Origin of the sequence: Pseudomonas mosselii, from assembly GCF_019823065.1 — a bacterium.
Classification (GTDB): Bacteria; Pseudomonadota; Gammaproteobacteria; order Pseudomonadales; family Pseudomonadaceae; genus Aquipseudomonas; species Aquipseudomonas mosselii.
Map to the genome: position 1 here is coordinate 1,239,737 of NZ_CP081966.1, position 12,763 is coordinate 1,252,499.

Sequence of the window (12,763 nt, forward strand, 5' to 3'; positions counted from 1 at the left end):
TTGTGAGGAAGTGTTACTCCTTTGCGATTAAGGGGGCGTTAGTACCCCCTGTGGGCGCAGACAGCTAGCGCCCGCGCAACTGCCGGTCGGGTAAGGCCAGCGCCGCCAGCAGTCCGATCAGCGAAGCGCCGGCACTGACCAGCAGCAGGTCGCGGAAGGTTTCCAACAAGCGCGCCTGCGTCTGCGGATCCGCCTCGCCGGTCTTGAGGCTCCCCAGCAGCGGGTTGCCCAGCATTTCGAAACCGCCCTGATGCAGCAGCGCCAGCAACAGGCTCGACATGCACGCCACCCCCATCGCCCCGCCGAGCGAGCGGAACAGGTTGGTGGTACTGGTCGCCACGCCGATGTCCCTGCTGTCCACCGCGCTTTGCGTGCCCACCAGCGAGGTGGGGAACTGCAGGCCGCAGGCGATGCCGGTCAGCAGCATGAACACCGCGCCGAGCAAGCCCGACTGTGGTGGTGTCAGCGCCATGGCGGCAATGGCCAGCGGCATCAGCAGTGCTCCGGTCAGGATCTGCGGTTTGAAGCGGCCGGTGCGGCTGGTCATGCGTCCACCGGTGAAGGCGCCGACGGGCAGCCCCATGGCCAGTGGCAGCAGGTGCAGCGCCGCGCTGTCGGCACCCGCACCGGTGATGCCCTGGTAGCGCAGGGGCATGAGCATGGTCAGCGAAATCGACTGGAAGCTGGCGAAGAAGATCACGCACCAGCACAGCACCGCCACCCGATTGCCGAACAGGCTCAGCGGCAGCAGCGGCTCGCGGCAACGGCGCTCGTGGGCGATGAACGCCAGCAGCCCGAGCAGCGCGCAACCCAGCAGCGCCAGCACCTGCGACGACAGCCAGGCATGCCCCTGGCCGACCAGGGTGATGCCCAGCAGCAGGCTGCCCAGACCAACGATCATCAACACAGCGCCCAGGTAGTCCACCCGGGCCTCGCGGCGCTTGACCGACAACCCGTCCAGCGCCCGATGGATGACCCACAGGGCGACCAGTCCCAGCGGCAGGTTGATCCAGAACACCCAGCGCCAGGACAGGTACTCGGTCAGCCAGCCGCCGAGCACCGGCCCGGCGACACTGGCCAGGGCGTACATACTGCTGAAATAGCCCTGGTAGCGTCCGCGCTCGCGCGGTGGCACGAAGTCGCCGATGATCGCCTGGCTCACCGACACCATGCCGCCGGCGCCGATGCCCTGGAGCACCCGCGCCAGCACCAGTTGCGGCATGTCCTGGGCCAGGCCGCAGGCCACCGAGGCCAGGGTGAACAGGGCAGTGCCGGTGAGGATCATGCGCCGCCGACCATACAGGTCGCCGAGCTTGCCGTAGATCGGCACCGCGATGGTCATGGCCACCATGTAGCCGGAGATGACCCAGGCCAGCAGCCCGACGTCATTGAACTGCGCGGAGATCGCCGGCATGGACACGGCGACGATGGTCTGGTCGAGTGCGCCGAGGAAGATCGCCAGCATCAAGGCGGTCAGGACGCTACGCAGGACGGTGGGGGGGAGGGCGGCAGTCACGGTGGATACCTTGTGGTCAGAGCTGGCACGAGCGCGAGGCGTCGTGGGCTTGTCGTGCGATGGGATCGTCAATGGGGGCGTATTGTAGCCTGAGTTACATAGCTACCTATGTACTCCATGCATCCCCTATGCAAGATCGGCATTAGCGCATTCATCCAGCGATGCATGACCGCGTGATATCGTGGCAGGGCCGCAGAGGCTGAAATCCGGGGGCTGCACCAGCATGGTGCAGCTGTTTGCCGCAGGGTTTCGCGTCGCTGTATGTCCACACCTTCTATTCCTCTGCCTGCATGTCGAGCATGACCGCCCTGATGGCGACGGTTGGAACAGTCAGGTAGACCCGATACAGGGGTCGGTTGTCAGCCGTTCACAAATTTCATTACAAGCGGAGTGATCATGCCCAAGGCTTCCCACCACGATCTGCGTTTTGCCTTTCGCGAACTGCTTGCTTCAGGTTCGTGCTATCACACCGCTTCGGTCTTCGACCCGATGTCCGCCCGTATCGCCGCGGACCTGGGCTTCGAAGTCGGCATCCTCGGCGGCTCGGTCGCCTCGTTGCAGGTCCTGGCCGCGCCGGACTTCGCCCTGATCACCCTCAGCGAGTTCGTCGAGCAGGCCACCCGCATCGGGCGCGTGGCCCAGTTGCCGGTGCTCGCCGACGCCGACCACGGCTATGGCAATGCGCTCAATGTGATGCGCACGGTCATCGAGCTGGAGCGCGCCGGCGTGGCCGCGCTGACCATCGAGGACACCTTGCTGCCGGCCCAGTTCGGCCGCAAGTCCACCGACCTGATCTCGGTGGAGGAGGGCGTGGGCAAGATTCGCGCGGCGCTGGAGGCACGTGTCGATTCGGCGCTGGCGATCATCGCCCGGACCAATGCCGGCGTGCTCACCACCGAGGAAATCATCGTCCGCACCCAGAGCTACCAGAAGGCCGGCGCCGATGGCATCTGCATGGTGGGGGTGAAGGACTTCGAGCAGTTGGAGCAGATCGCCGAGCACCTGAGCGTGCCGCTGATGCTGGTCACCTACGCCAACCCGAACCTGCGCGACGACGAGCGCCTGGCGCGCCTGGGCGTGCGCATCGTGGTCGATGGCCATGCCGCCTACTTCGCCGCGATCAAGGCCACCTACGACTGCCTGCGCCAGCAGCGTGGCCAGCAGCACAAGTCGGACAGCCTCGGCGCCACCGAGCTTTCGCACACCTACACCCAGCCCGAGGACTACATCCGCTGGGCGAAAGAGTACATGAGCGTCGAGGAGTGATTTTCTCTACCTGACGGCGCTCAGGGTGGCGCTGTGGGGAACGCAGTGTTCGTGGACGCAACTGGCCGCCGTGTTGGGCTGGCTTCGCAGCAGCTCGACCCGCCAGCAGGCCGAGCCATAAAGCCCGGCCACCGCGACCAGGGCGAAGACGAGGGCGCAACGCCTGGATTTGATGCTCATGGTGCGGACCTCCTGTTGGTGCAACAGGTCATACCGTCAAGCATAGGCCTTGTGCACGAATCTGCATCGCCTGGACTCAGCTCAATCCCTTGTCCCACTCCGGCTCGTCGCCGAACCGCTGCGCCAGGAAGTCGAGCATGCTGCGCAGCGTCGCCGGCATGTGCTTGCGCGAGGTGTACACCGCATTCAGGGTCAGCTCCCGTGGCCTGGCGTGCGGCAATAGCCGTACCAGCTCGCCACTGCGCAACGCGGCCGCCGCCTGGTAGGTGGGCAACATGGCGATCCCGGCGTGGGCCAGGGCGGCTTTCTGCAGGGTCATGGCCTCGTTGGCGCTGATATTGCCCTGCACCGGCACGGCGACGTTCTGCCCGTCCACCTCGAAATGCCACAGGCTGTGGCCGAAATAGGCGTGGGTCAGGCAGTTGTGCCGGCTCAGTTCCTCGACCTGGCGCGGCGTACCGTGCTCGCGCAGGTAGGCGGGGCTGGCGCAGACCACCGAGCGGCACACGCTCAGGCGCCGGGCGATGAGGTTGGGGTCGACGTCGTTGCTGGTGCGGATGGCCAGGTCGATGCGCTCGTCCACCAAGTTGACGGTGCGGTCGAGCATTTGCAGTTCCACTTTCACCCCAGGGTAGCGTTTGACATAGGCGGCCAGCGCATCCACCAGTTGGGCCTGGCCGAACGAGGTGCTGACGCTGATGCGCAGTTCACCGCGGGGGGCGTCGTCCGGCTGGCGCACGGCGTTCTGCAGGTCGCCGGCCAGCTCCAGCAACTGGCGGCAGCGGGGCAGGGTTTCGAGACCCGCCGCCGTCAGGCTGAGCTTGCGCGTGGTGCGTTGCATCAGGCGTGCGCCCACCCAGTCCTCCAGCTCCGCCAGGTAGCGCGATACCACGGGCCTGGAAAGCTCCAGATGATCCGCCGCGGCGGACTGGCTGCCCAGGTCGACGACGGTGACGAATACGCGCATGGCGTTGAGACGGTCCATGATCTGTCCGATTTTAGAAACAAACTATGTCGAAGCATCGCATTTTTTGTATTGGTTCGGGCAACTAAGCTTGTCTGCATCGTCCCACTCACAGGATCTTGCGATGTCTCTTCTCACTCCCCTGCGCGGCCTGCTGCTGGCCTGTCTCACCCTCGGCGGCCAGGCCATGGCCAGCGAACCGCTAAAGCTCGAAGCCTACAACCCTGGCCACGCGGCGATCTTCCCGGTCAGTTCGGTGATCGTCAGTGGCGCCCATGAGGCCATCCTGGTCGACGCCCAGTTCGGCAAAGGCCAGGCCGAGCAGGTGGTCGAACGCCTGCGTGCCAGCGGCAAGCAGCTGACCACCATCTATGTCAGCCATGGCGACCCGGACTACTACTTTGGCCTGGACACCATCATCCAGGCGTTTCCCAAGGCCCGGGTGGTCGCCTCGGCCGCCACTGTCGAACACATTCGCAAGACCATGGACGCCAAGCTGGCCTACTGGGGCCCGCAGATGGGCGGGGACAAGCCGGCACGCCTGGTGGTGCCGCAGGTCCTCGAGGGCAATCGCCTGGAGCTGGAAGGCCAGGCACTGGAGGTTGTCGGCCTGGACGGTCCACAGCCGGACCGCAGCTTCGTCTGGATTCCCTCGATCAAGGCAGTGGTCGGTGGCGTGGTGGTTTCCGAGCACATCCACGTGTGGATGGCCGACACCCAGACCGCGCAATCCCACGCCGACTGGCTGAGCACCCTGGCGAAGATCGAGCAGCTTGCCCCGCGCACGGTGATCCCTGGGCATTACCTGGGCGACAGCAGCCGCTCGCTGGACGCGGTGCGCTTCACCGCCGGCTACATTCGTGACTTCGATACCGAAGCCGCCAAGGCCGCCGACTCCGCCGCGCTGATCGCAGCGATGAAGCAACGCTACCCGAACCTTGGCGACGAGAGTTCCCTGGAACTGGGGGCCAAGGTCGCCAAGGGCGAGATGAAGTGGTAATCCCTTTCAACCTGTTGGAGTGTTTCCCATGAGCAAGATCGCAATCATCGGCGCCACCGGGCGCGCCGGCAGCCAGTTACTGGAAGAGGCCCTGCGTCGTGGTCACAGTGTGGTGGCGATCGCCCGTGATCCGGGCAGCCTGCAAGGCCGTGACGGCGTGACGGTCAAGGCGCTGGATGCCAAGGACAGCGCCGCCCTGCAGGCGGCCGTGGCGGGCTGCGACGCGGTGCTGAGCGCGGCGCATTTTTCCACTCTCGAGCCGGGCGCGATCATCGAGCCGGTCAAGCGGGCCGGGGTCAAGCGCCTGCTGGTGGTGGGCGGGGCCGGCAGCCTGCTGCTGCCGTCCGGGCACCGGGTGATCGACAGCCCGGACTTCCCCGAGGCCTACAAGGCCGAGGCCAGCGCCGGGGTGCGCTTTCTCGATACGCTGCGCCGCGAACCGACCCTGGACTGGACCTTCCTGTCGCCGTCGGCGGAGTTCGTCGAAGGCGAGCGCAGCGGGCACTACACTCTGGGCAAGGACCACCTGCTGATCGGCGCAGACGGCAAGAGCTGGATCACCTTTGCCGATTACGCCATCGCCATGCTCGAAGAGCTGGAAAAGCCGGCACACTCGCGGGCAAGGTTCACAGTCGGTTACTGAGTCGCACGGTACAAGGAGCGGCCTTGTGTCGCGAAAGGACCCGCAAGCGGCCCCGGCGATCTATGCCATGGCCACGATCCTGGGGCCGCTGCGCGCCCCTTTCGCGACACAAGGCCGCTCCTACAGGGATTGTGCAAGGCTTGAGGCACGTGCCTGCAGCCACTCCATCAACTCGACCAGCCCCGCGGGCATGGTCTTCGAAGGTGTCACCAGGTAATACCCCTTCCCGGTCGTCACCTTCAGCTCGAACGGCATGCACAATCGGCCTGCGTGCAGGTCGTCGCCGATCAGCGAGAAATCGCCAATGGCGATCCCCGTCCCTTGGGAGGCCATCGCCATCGCCATGTCCAACGTCTCGAAATGCTGCTTCGGCCCCTGGGGCTCGAACCCGGCATTGGCCGCCTGCAACCACAACCGCCAGTCATGTTCGTCCCGCGAGGGGTGCAGCAGCATCTGCCGTGCCAGGTCCTGCAACTGCAAGGGGCCGCTAGACACCGATGGCGCGCAGACCGGCGTCAGTTGTTCGTCGAACAGCTTGCGTACCTGCTGCCCCTGGTTCGGCGCCGCGCCATAGACCACGGCCGCATCGAAGCCCTCGCGACGAAAATCCACGCCATGCTGCACCGTGGTGGTCAACTCCACCGGGACATCTGGGCGCAGTGCCTGCCATTCCAGCAAGCGTGGCAGCAGCCAGCGCATCACACAGGTCGGCGCTTTGAGCTGCAGTGTCGCGCTGCGTCCGCCGACCTCGCGCACGCCTTGCTCGATCAGGGCAAAGATCTGCTGCACCCTGGGCAGCCAGTCCTGCCCTTCGCGGGTCAGCGCCAGGCCTCGGGCCTGGCGCTGGAACAATGCGTAGCCCAGGTGCTCCTCGAGCCCGGCGATCTGCCGGCTGACCGCGCCTTGGGTGATATGCAGATGGTGCGCGGCGCGGGTGAAGTTGCAGTGCTGGGCGGTCACCAGGAAGGTGTGCAGGGCGGGGAGGGGCGGCAGGCGTTTCATTGTGACAAGCCATGATATGGGGTCATGGCTAGTATGTGTTTTTTTGCATTGTGGCGGTAGTCGGCGCTTGTTTCCATGAGCACAGGTCTTAACAAGAATCGGGTACTCGATGATGGCAACCTGTGGTGAAGTGCTGGTCAAACTCCTCGAAGGCTATGGCGTCGATCATGTCTTTGGCATTCCCGGCGTGCATACCGTGGAACTCTACCGCGGCCTGGCCGCTTCCTCGATCCGTCACATCACCCCCCGCCACGAGCAGGGTGCCGGGTTCATGGCCGATGGCTACGCGCGTACCCGGGGTAAGCCTGGCGTGTGTTTCATCATCACCGGCCCGGGCATGACCAACATCACCACCGCCATGGGCCAGGCCTATGCCGACTCGATTCCGATGCTGGTGATTTCCAGCGTGCAATCGCGCAACCAGCTGGGCGGCGGCCGTGGCAAGCTGCATGAGCTGCCCAACCAGGCCGGGCTGGTAGCGGGGGTGGCGGTGTTCTCGCACACGCTGATGAGCGCCGATGACCTGCCTGAGGTGCTGGCCCGGGCCTTCGCCGTGTTCGACGGTGGCCGGCCTCGCCCTGTGCATATCGAGATCCCGCTGGATGTGCTGGTGGAACCCGCCGATCATCTGTTGCCGGGCCGCGTGGTGCGTACCACCCGTGCCGGCGCCGCGCCACAGATCGTGCAGCGCATGGCCGTGCGCCTGGCCAAGGCGCGGTGTCCGCTGATCCTGGCCGGTGGCGGTGCGCTGGAGGCGGGCACCGCGCTGGCGCGACTGGCCGAGCACCTGCAGGCGCCGGTGGCGCTGACCATCAACGCCAAGGGGTTGTTGCCCGCCAACCATCCGCTGCAGATCGGTTCGACCCAGACCCTGTCTGCCACCCGCGCGCTGGTGGCCGAGGCCGACGTGGTGCTGGCCATCGGCACCGAACTGGCCGAAACCGACTACGACGTGACCTTCAAGGGCGGTTTCGAGATTCCCGGCAGCCTGCTGCGGATCGATATCGACCCTGACCAGACAGTACGCAATTACCTGCCAGAACTGGCCCTGGTGGGCGATGCCGCCCAGGCCACCGAAGCGCTGCTGGTAGCCCTGAACCTGCAGGCGCAACCGCCGCGTGATAGCGATTGGGGAGCGGCGCGGGCCGCCCGCCTGCGCCAGGACAACGCGGCCAGTTGGGACCAGCCGACCCTGAGCCAGACCCGTCTGCTGACCAGCATCCTGCAAACCCTGCCGGACGCCATCCTGGTGGGCGATTCGACCCAGCCGGTCTATACCGGCAACCTGACCCTGGACATGGCCAGGCCGCGCCGCTGGTTCAATGCCTCGACCGGTTACGGCACGCTGGGCTACGCGTTGCCGGCCGCCATGGGCGCCTGGTTGGGCAGCGCCGAGTCGCCCGCCGAACGCGCGCCGGTGGTGTGCCTTATCGGTGACGGCGGGTTGCAGTTCACCTTGCCCGAGCTGGCCAGCGCGGTCGAGGCGCAGGTGCCGCTGATCGTGCTGCTGTGGAACAACCAGGGGTACGAGGAAATCAAGAAGTACATGGTCAACCGGGCGATCGAGCCGGTTGGCGTGGACATCCATACCCCGGACTTCATTGGCGTGGCGCTGGCGCTGGGGGCCGAGGCAGAGGACGTGGGCGATGTGGGGCAGTTGCAGGCGGCGTTGGGCCGGGCAGTGGAGCGTCAGGGACCGACCTTGATCCAGGTGGATCAAGGCCGGTGGCAGCAGGCGGTACTAGCCTGAGCGCAGTAGCGAGGGCTTTGCCGTCGATCGCGGGGCAAGCCCGATCCTACGGTCGTCCAATGTTTGTCTCTTTTCAGCTGGCGCTGGCGCGCAGGCGCGCCACGTCGCGAATCGGCGGTGCTCCGTACAAGCGGCTGTACTCGCGGCTGAACTGCGACGGACTTTCATAGCCCACCCGGTAGCCAGCCACCGCGGCCTCCAGCCCGTCATTGAGCATCAGTCGCCGCGCCTCCTGCAGGCGCAGCTGCTTCTGGTACTGCAACGGGCTCATCGAGGTCACCGCCTTGAAACGGTGGTGCAGGGTCGAGGTGCTGAGGTTGACCTCGCGTGCCAGGTCCTCGATGCGCAAGGGCTCCTGGTAATGCCGGTTGAGCCAGGCGATGGCCTGGCATACCCGGTGGGTCTGGCTGCTGGACAGGGCGATCTCGCACAGACGCCAGCCCTGGGGGCCACGCAGCACGCGATACATCAGCTCGCGGCGCACCAGTGGGGCGAGCACGGCGATATCCCGCGGGCTGTCGAGCAAGCGCACCAGGCGCAGCAGCGTGTCGAGCAACTGCGGATCGCTTTTCTCCACGAACAGTCCACGGCCGGAAGCCTGGCCGGGGACCAGTATCGGCCCGCTCTCGGCGATCAGCTGGCTGATCTGTGCCGGGTCGATATCCAGGCGCAAACCCAGGCAGGGGTTCTCCGGGCTGGCCTCGAGCAGGGCGCCGGTAATGGGCAGCGTCACCGAGACCACCATGTAGTGCAGCGGGTCGTAGGTATAGCGCTCGTCGCCCAGGAACAATGTCTTGCTGCCCTGGGCCAGGATACACAAGGCCGGTTGTGCCAGGGCCGGCATGCCGCGTACATCCTCTTCGTAGCGGGTCAGGTACAGGTCTTCGATGGCCGACACCGAGCCATGGGGGATTTGGGCGTGACGCCGGATCAGTCCGGCCAGCTCCTGGCGTTGCTGCTCCAGAAGCGGATCGAGGGACGTGGATGAACTCATGGCGGTATTCCTCTGCTGACGGACGCAGCATAGGTTTGGGCAATGGCAGGCGCTAGTCGAAAGCTGCAGATCGATTGCCTGATCCTGCTCCGTTGCAGGATCAGGCAATCGGCCGGCAGTAATGGCCTAACGTTCCGCGTGGGCGACCCCCTAACCTTGGCAGCCTGGTTTTCCCGTCCGTAGCGCTTCAAGGAGATCGTTCATGAGCCAGCAGCAACCGGTCACACACCTGGCTTTCATCCGCGCCAGCAACGGTCGATCCGCGGAACTTGGCGTGCGCCTGCGCGACCTGCTCGAGCCGTCGCGGCGTGCGCCGGGCTGCCTGAGCTTCAGCGTGCAGCGCTCGCAGGTCGATGCCGACCTGTGGCTGCTCAGCGGCAGCTGGTGCGACCAGCAGGCGATGAGTGGCTATTTCGCCTCGCCCACCCTCGACGTATTTGGTGAGCTGGTGCAGGAGCAGGTGGTCAGCAGCCTCGACCTGCATACGTTCGCCTAGCGTGTAAAATGTCGTCCCTCGATCACACAGGCGCAGAGCGACATGGCACGTAGAGAATTCCCCCACTTCGAAGCGGTTTCGGCAATGGTCCCGGTACAAGGCGGCGGCTACCACGCGGCGATTGCCGTGAAGGCCCTGGTCATGGGCGGCGCGCCGCGCTTTCACAAAGTGCTGGACGGGCAGGTGTTCCAGTCGGCGATCGCGGCCGACGAGGCCGCTTGTGCCGAACTCGAACGCCTGCAGGGCGTGGGCGAGGAAGGTGAGCTGATTTTCTGATCAGGCCTGTGGCCGAGCCATCTTGAACAGCTCGCCCAGCGCAAAGTAGTCGGCCGGGCCGCCGCCACGCAGGATCGGCTCGGCGGCGGCGGTGTCGTAGATACCGTCTTTCAGCAGGTGCTCGGCGATGTGCACCGCCACCACCTCGCCGAGGATCAGCCAGCTGGGCACCACTTCCTGGTCCGCACGCTTGAGCTGGACGATCTGGCTGACCTTGCATTCGAAACTCACCGGGCTTTCGCCGACACGCGGCACCTTGACCACATTCGAGGCGGTCGGGGTGAGGCCGCTGAGCGCGAACTCGTCGACATCCGCCGTCACGGCGGCGCAGCTCTGGTTCATCTGCTGCGCCAGCGGACGGGTGGCCAGGTTCCAGACGAACTCTCCGGTCTGCTCGATGTTGTTCAGGCTGTCTTTGCGCCCGACGCTGCAGAAACCGATGATCGGAGGGATGTAGTTGAAGGCGTTGAAGAAGCTGTAGGGCGCCAGGTTCAGGCGGCCTTCGCGGTCGTGGCTGGAGATCCAGCCGATGGGCCGTGGGCCGACGATGGCGTTGAACGGGTCGTGGGGCAGGCCGTGGCCTTTGGCGGGTTCGTAGTAGTACATCTGCGCAAGGCCGCGAGGCCCTTCCTGGTGGGGGACAAGGCGCCTAGTGTGCCAAGGCTTGGCCCGGCTGCAAATAATCAAGCCCGGCCGAAGCCGGGCTGGTACCGCGCCTCAGCGATCAGCTGAGGCGGTGGCCGTTGGTGCGGTCGAAGCCGTCTTCTGCGAAGCGCTGGCCGCCGGTGCGGTCGAAGCCATCTTCGGCGAAGCGCTGGCCGCCAGTGCGATCAAAGCCGTCTTCGGCGAAGCGCTGGCCGCCGGTGCGATCGAAGCCGTCTTCGGCGAAGCGCTGGCCGCCGGTGCGATCAAAGCCATCTTCAGCGAAGCGCTGGCCGCCGGTACGATCGAAGCCATCTTCTGCGTAGGTGGCCGACTGACTCTGTACGGCAGCGAAGGTGTGGGCGCCGGTACGGTCGAAACCGTCTTCGGCGAAGGCGCCAGTGGCCAGAACAGAGAGGGCGAGGGTGAGGATCAGTTGGTTTTTCATGGTCGTTGCTCCGGTGGGTTGCTTGGGGTTGTTGTTTCTATGGGTTCAATGCTACGCCCATTAAATTGATTAAAAAGCGCAAAAAATAGCAAATTAGAATCGATTAAATCGATTGATAGTGGCGCGGGTAATGTCAGGAAGCTGCCATTGGCGCCCCAGCCACCGCCCAACGCCGTTCCCATCGGTTTCGGAAGGGCAGGTCAGTGGCAGGGCCATTTCAGAATGGGCCCAGGCAGTTAATTGGGAATTAAGGGAAGAAGCGGCTTTCCATGAGATAGCGACCTGTTACCAGTGACGCGAGGTACAGCGGGGAGCGAGCTGTTCAGGGCGCTCGTTGACCAGCCCTGCTCAGGTCTCTTGGGTATTCACCCTGTATCGGGTGCTACGCCCGCCGCCGGGCAGACGAACCAGGCAATGCTTGTCCAGCAGGTCGACAAGGTGCCGGGTGGCCGTGGCCTTGGAGACCTTGGCCACCGCCTGGTACTGGCTGGCGCTGATACCGGCCTCGAACCCGCGAGGCCCACCATCGAGCAGGCGGTTGAGCACCTTGACCTGTTCGGGCAACAAGCCATCGTCACGATGGATCAGCCAGAAGCGCGCCTTGGCCAGCACCCGGTCGATGCGCACCAGCGCTTGCTGGAGGCTGCGCAGCAAGGTGGACAGGAACCAGGCCAGCCATTGTGTGACGTCCAGGTCGCCGCGCTGGCTGCTTTCAAGGACTGCGTAGTAGCCGGCCCGGTCTTCCAGGATGCTGCTGGACATGGCGTAGAAACGGACCGCACGCTGCTCGCCCTGGGCCAATGCCAGGTCTGTGATGGCGCGCGCCAGGCGGCCGTTGCCATCGGCGAAGGGGTGCAAGGTGACGAACCAGAAATGGGCGAGCCCCGCGCGTAGCAGGGGGTCGAGTTGCCGATCGCTGCGGCTATTTTCAAACCAGTCGATGAACTGCCGCACCCGCTGCTCCAGGCCGGCACGCGGCGGTGCTTCGAAATGCACCCTGGGTTTGTCGATACGCCCCGATACCACTTGCATTGGAGCATCGTCGCGCCATTCACCGACTGGCAGGGGCGGTGCGAGTGAATCGTCAGGTTCGGGAAACAGCCAGCGGTGCCACAGGAACAGGCGCTGTTGATCCAGTGGCCGAACATAGCCCATGGCCGCATCCACCATCAGTTCGGCCAGGCCCTCGCTGCGTGTCGTGGTCATACCCGGCTCCGCGATGCCGAGCCGGCGGGCCAGGGAAGAGCGGACGGACTCCACATTGAGCTGCTCACCCTCGATGGCCGAGGATGTGACAATGTTCTGCAGCAGGGTATCGAGCGTATCGAGGTTGGCATTGGCCTCGGTCACCGCCCCCGCTCTGCCCAGCAGGCAGCCCTGCGCCTGGACGCAGTCTCTGAGCAAGGTTGCCAGTTGTGATGCGTCCCAACGAAAGTCGGGCCAGTCGGCCTGCTGCCAGACCCAGACGGTGTCGGCAGCCGTATGCGCTTTTGGGTTCATGAGCCGAATAATAGCGCCATTCGGCTCATTGTGTGAGCCGAATGGCGCTATTATTCGGCTCACAATCCTTAAAAAGGGGCGCACGG

14 protein-coding genes are annotated in these 12,763 nt (G+C 65.2%); 6 read left to right on the forward strand and 8 right to left on the reverse strand.

The annotated features are described in order from the left end of the window. Nucleotides 1-64: 64 nt before the first annotated feature. Complete coding sequence (locus tag K5H97_RS05555) at nt 65-1,516, reverse strand: MDR family MFS transporter (protein ID WP_028690202.1); 1,452 nt, start codon at nt 1,514-1,516, stop codon at nt 65-67. Between the two features lie 396 nt (nt 1,517-1,912). Here K5H97_RS05555 and K5H97_RS05560 point away from each other — a divergent pair, with 396 nt between their 5' ends. Then, a complete protein-coding gene (locus tag K5H97_RS05560; protein ID WP_028690201.1) occupies nt 1,913-2,782 on the forward strand; it encodes an isocitrate lyase/PEP mutase family protein in 870 nt (289 codons plus the stop codon). Nucleotides 2,783-2,788: 6 nt separating this feature from the next. On the opposite strand, the gene K5H97_RS05565 is transcribed toward K5H97_RS05560, so the two are convergent. After that, nucleotides 2,789-2,962 carry a hypothetical protein gene (locus K5H97_RS05565; RefSeq protein ID WP_167388398.1) on the reverse strand — a complete coding sequence of 58 codons (174 nt, stop codon included), beginning with the start codon at nt 2,960-2,962 and terminating at the stop codon, nt 2,789-2,791. A gap of 76 nt (nt 2,963-3,038) precedes the next feature. Next, nucleotides 3,039-3,947 carry a LysR family transcriptional regulator gene (locus tag K5H97_RS05570; RefSeq protein WP_028690200.1) on the reverse strand — a complete coding sequence of 303 codons (909 nt, stop codon included), beginning with the start codon at nt 3,945-3,947 and terminating at the stop codon, nt 3,039-3,041. A 103-nt stretch (nt 3,948-4,050) separates the two neighbouring features. Here K5H97_RS05570 and K5H97_RS05575 point away from each other — a divergent pair, with 103 nt between their 5' ends. Continuing rightward, on the forward strand, nt 4,051-4,926 hold the full coding sequence (locus K5H97_RS05575; RefSeq protein WP_028690199.1) for an MBL fold metallo-hydrolase: 876 nt from the start codon (nt 4,051-4,053) through the stop codon (nt 4,924-4,926). A gap of 28 nt (nt 4,927-4,954) precedes the next feature. Then, nucleotides 4,955-5,569: an NAD(P)-dependent oxidoreductase gene (locus K5H97_RS05580; protein ID WP_028690198.1), complete on the forward strand. Its 615-nt coding sequence runs from the start codon at nt 4,955-4,957 to the stop codon at nt 5,567-5,569. A 120-nt stretch (nt 5,570-5,689) separates the two neighbouring features. Here K5H97_RS05580 and K5H97_RS05585 read toward each other — a convergent pair whose 3' ends face one another. Then, nucleotides 5,690-6,571 carry a LysR substrate-binding domain-containing protein gene (locus tag K5H97_RS05585; RefSeq protein ID WP_028690197.1) on the reverse strand — a complete coding sequence of 294 codons (882 nt, stop codon included), beginning with the start codon at nt 6,569-6,571 and terminating at the stop codon, nt 5,690-5,692. A 112-nt stretch (nt 6,572-6,683) separates the two neighbouring features. On the opposite strand from K5H97_RS05585, the gene K5H97_RS05590 reads away from it, so the two are divergent. Then, a complete protein-coding gene (locus K5H97_RS05590) occupies nt 6,684-8,321 on the forward strand; it encodes a 5-guanidino-2-oxopentanoate decarboxylase (protein WP_028690196.1) in 1,638 nt (545 codons plus the stop codon). Between the two features lie 73 nt (nt 8,322-8,394). Here the strand turns inward: K5H97_RS05590 and K5H97_RS05595 are convergent, their stop codons facing one another. After that, nucleotides 8,395-9,315, reverse strand: a complete 921-nt coding sequence (locus tag K5H97_RS05595; protein WP_028690195.1) for an AraC family transcriptional regulator — start codon at nt 9,313-9,315, stop codon at nt 8,395-8,397. Between the two features lie 202 nt (nt 9,316-9,517). On the opposite strand from K5H97_RS05595, the gene K5H97_RS05600 reads away from it, so the two are divergent. Together K5H97_RS05600 and K5H97_RS05605 are read left to right on the forward strand one after the other, a co-directional pair. Then, on the forward strand, nt 9,518-9,811 hold the full coding sequence (locus K5H97_RS05600; protein ID WP_028690194.1) for a putative quinol monooxygenase: 294 nt from the start codon (nt 9,518-9,520) through the stop codon (nt 9,809-9,811). A gap of 42 nt (nt 9,812-9,853) precedes the next feature. Continuing rightward, entirely contained in the window at nt 9,854-10,087 is a 234-nt protein-coding gene (locus K5H97_RS05605; protein WP_028690193.1) for a hypothetical protein, read from the forward strand. Here the strand turns inward: K5H97_RS05605 and K5H97_RS05610 are convergent, their stop codons facing one another. From K5H97_RS05610 to K5H97_RS05620, 3 genes are all read right to left on the reverse strand, one after another. Next, nucleotides 10,088-10,693, reverse strand: a complete 606-nt coding sequence (locus K5H97_RS05610) for a flavin reductase family protein (protein ID WP_028690192.1) — start codon at nt 10,691-10,693, stop codon at nt 10,088-10,090. A 118-nt stretch (nt 10,694-10,811) separates the two neighbouring features. Then, nucleotides 10,812-11,177 (reverse strand): hypothetical protein, encoded by a 366-nt coding sequence (locus K5H97_RS05615; RefSeq protein WP_028690191.1) that lies wholly within the window; start codon nt 11,175-11,177, stop codon nt 10,812-10,814. Between the two features lie 348 nt (nt 11,178-11,525). Then, a complete protein-coding gene (locus tag K5H97_RS05620; RefSeq protein ID WP_028690190.1) occupies nt 11,526-12,677 on the reverse strand; it encodes a Fic family protein in 1,152 nt (383 codons plus the stop codon). Nucleotides 12,678-12,763: the final 86 nt, after the last annotated feature.

Coding starts and splice junctions, on each gene's coding strand:
- K5H97_RS05565 (WP_167388398.1), bottom strand. CDS start 2,962: ATGAGCATCAAATCCAGGCGTTGCGCCCTCGTCTTCGCCCTGGTCGCG.
- K5H97_RS05595 (WP_028690195.1), bottom strand. CDS start 9,315: ATGAGTTCATCCACGTCCCTCGATCCGCTTCTGGAGCAGCAACGCCAG.
- K5H97_RS05600 (WP_028690194.1), top strand. CDS start 9,518: ATGAGCCAGCAGCAACCGGTCACACACCTGGCTTTCATCCGCGCCAGC.
- K5H97_RS05620 (WP_028690190.1), bottom strand. CDS start 12,677: ATGAACCCAAAAGCGCATACGGCTGCCGACACCGTCTGGGTCTGGCAG.
- K5H97_RS05605 (WP_028690193.1), top strand. CDS start 9,854: ATGGCACGTAGAGAATTCCCCCACTTCGAAGCGGTTTCGGCAATGGTC.
- K5H97_RS05615 (WP_028690191.1), bottom strand. CDS start 11,177: ATGAAAAACCAACTGATCCTCACCCTCGCCCTCTCTGTTCTGGCCACT.
- K5H97_RS05580 (WP_028690198.1), top strand. CDS start 4,955: ATGAGCAAGATCGCAATCATCGGCGCCACCGGGCGCGCCGGCAGCCAG.
- K5H97_RS05610 (WP_028690192.1), bottom strand. CDS start 10,693: ATGTACTACTACGAACCCGCCAAAGGCCACGGCCTGCCCCACGACCCG.
- K5H97_RS05575 (WP_028690199.1), top strand. CDS start 4,051: ATGTCTCTTCTCACTCCCCTGCGCGGCCTGCTGCTGGCCTGTCTCACC.
- K5H97_RS05560 (WP_028690201.1), top strand. CDS start 1,913: ATGCCCAAGGCTTCCCACCACGATCTGCGTTTTGCCTTTCGCGAACTG.
- K5H97_RS05585 (WP_028690197.1), bottom strand. CDS start 6,571: ATGAAACGCCTGCCGCCCCTCCCCGCCCTGCACACCTTCCTGGTGACC.
- K5H97_RS05570 (WP_028690200.1), bottom strand. CDS start 3,947: ATGGACCGTCTCAACGCCATGCGCGTATTCGTCACCGTCGTCGACCTG.
- K5H97_RS05590 (WP_028690196.1), top strand. CDS start 6,684: ATGGCAACCTGTGGTGAAGTGCTGGTCAAACTCCTCGAAGGCTATGGC.